Origin of the sequence: Pseudoflavonifractor sp. 60, assembly GCF_009911645.1 — a bacterium.
Taxonomy (GTDB): domain Bacteria; phylum Bacillota; class Clostridia; order Oscillospirales; family Oscillospiraceae; genus Lawsonibacter.
Map to the genome: position 1 here is coordinate 1 of NZ_QWKI01000304.1, position 1,748 is coordinate 1,748.

The window sequence follows — 1,748 nt, forward strand, 5'->3', positions numbered from 1 at the left end:
GTTGAAGGTAATCAGGCGCTTGGGAAAGACCGCAAAGCGGAAGGAATTTTGAAGGACGGCAGAGTACAGACGGATGTCCCCAACACTCAGCGCCTTTGCCGGTGTCCCATCGGGATTCGTGCCGCCGAAGCTCAACAGGTCCATGTAGGCTTGCAGATGGTCGGCGGTGACGGTTTTCAGCTTGCGCTTGCCGATGGGATGCTGCTTACCGCTGTTCACATGGGTTTTGTGCCTGCAATACCGTGTATTCAGTTTTGAAGGTTCATGAAGGCGATAGGGGAAAACGCACCTATCACAAAAAAGCGGGGTGTTTGTTACCTGTTTTCGCCCCCTTCCGGGAAAAAAGCAGAAATATTTTTCAGCGCGGCGCTGATGGACCTGGATGCACTTGCTTTTGAGATGCCTGCCGATTATAGCGGTTTCTCCTGCTAAAAGGTATAAAAAGAAAAGGCGGCAAGGGATTTCTGCTCCCTTGCCGCCTTTCGCAGCTTGATACACCGGATTCAAACAGTAGAAAAAATGTTGACATTTGATTTCTCCGCAGGACAGCTCACGTTCTGCTTATACCCACTGATGCGGCTGGTCAGCTGACCAGGCGGGTTCAGCTTAGATGATCTGCTCGATGCTGACCACAGACCACTGGCCTACAACAGAACCATCGTCATGATTTCGGTTCAACACCATCGTAACCAGATGCTCCGGCGCGTCCTTCGCGGCCAGCGTCTGCTTGCAGATCAGCATATAGTTAGTCCCGTGGACGTTCTGCGAACCCACATAGAGGACAGGAAGATACCTTGCGCCCACCAGGGCTTCCGTAGCTTGGGTGAAGCCGATTGCCACCTGATGAGGCAGGCGGCAGCACTCCATTTCAATCAGCTTATACCCACCAACATCAGACATAGCGTGCCCCTTTCTGCCTTTCGGCTTTGACAGAAGTTGATTTCCCTGTCGATTGTAATGATGTTGGGGCGCTGACCGTCTGTTGCTTCATGGTTCCGCTATGACGTTGGCCCCCGCCCACTGATAGGGCTGGTCAATGGGCCAGGACAGGCCCAGGATGGGAAGCTCCAAGGGTTTCTCCCCCTCCATGAAGTACCAAATGTCCAGATTTTCCGGGTCGCCGGGTTCCAACACAAAGCCTTTTTGCAGGGTTCTCTGGATGCTGTCCAAAATTGTCTCCGCGAGCTGGCCCGCGTCGTACATATGAAATTCCTCTTTCTGCAGGTCGGGCGGGCCGGTAAACAGGGAGGATTCGCCGGACAGGCACACGCTCATGCCGCCCTTGCCGGAGACCACCGGCTCGGCCAGGGTCAGGTCCCAGCCGGTCAGGTCGGCGATGCCCTGGATCAGTTTCTCCGCCGTCAGCTCCCCCTCGTAGGTCATGGGGTACTCGGCAAAGCCCCCGGCCTTGGTGCCGATATAGAGCGTGGCCGTCTGCTCACCCTCTGCGGGTGTCGGGTCAGTGGATTCGTCTGCCGGGGGTGTGGTTGCGCTGTTAGAGGGCTGCGAGGGTTCGCCGCTCTGGGGCGGGGCGGGCTGATTACAGCCCGCCAGCGCCACGCAGAGGGTCAGTACGAAAAGGATCGCTAATTTTTTCAAGTGTTTTCCTCCTGGTTCTCAATAAAGTTTTTCAACATCTGCGCTACCTGCGCACGAGTGGCCTGCCCCTGAGGGCCTAACCGCCCGTCGCTGTAGCCGTTCAAAATGCCGTTCTCCACGGCCCAGCGCAAAGCCTCCAGAGCATAGCC

At 56.1% G+C, this 1,748-nt stretch carries 2 protein-coding genes and 1 pseudogene; all 3 read right to left on the minus strand.

Annotation, left to right across the window (positions count from 1 at the left end):
- A pseudogene (locus tag D1646_RS21895) lies at positions 1-207 on the minus strand (site-specific integrase); the annotation flags it as partial.
- A 399-nt stretch (positions 208-606) separates the two neighbouring features.
- On the minus strand, positions 607-900 hold the full coding sequence (locus tag D1646_RS21900; protein ID WP_160638456.1) for a hypothetical protein: 294 nt from the start codon (positions 898-900) through the stop codon (positions 607-609).
- Positions 901-987: 87 nt separating this feature from the next.
- Positions 988-1,599, minus strand: a complete 612-nt coding sequence (locus tag D1646_RS21905; RefSeq protein WP_160638457.1) for a hypothetical protein — start codon at positions 1,597-1,599, stop codon at positions 988-990.
- Positions 1,600-1,748 lie beyond the last annotated feature (149 nt).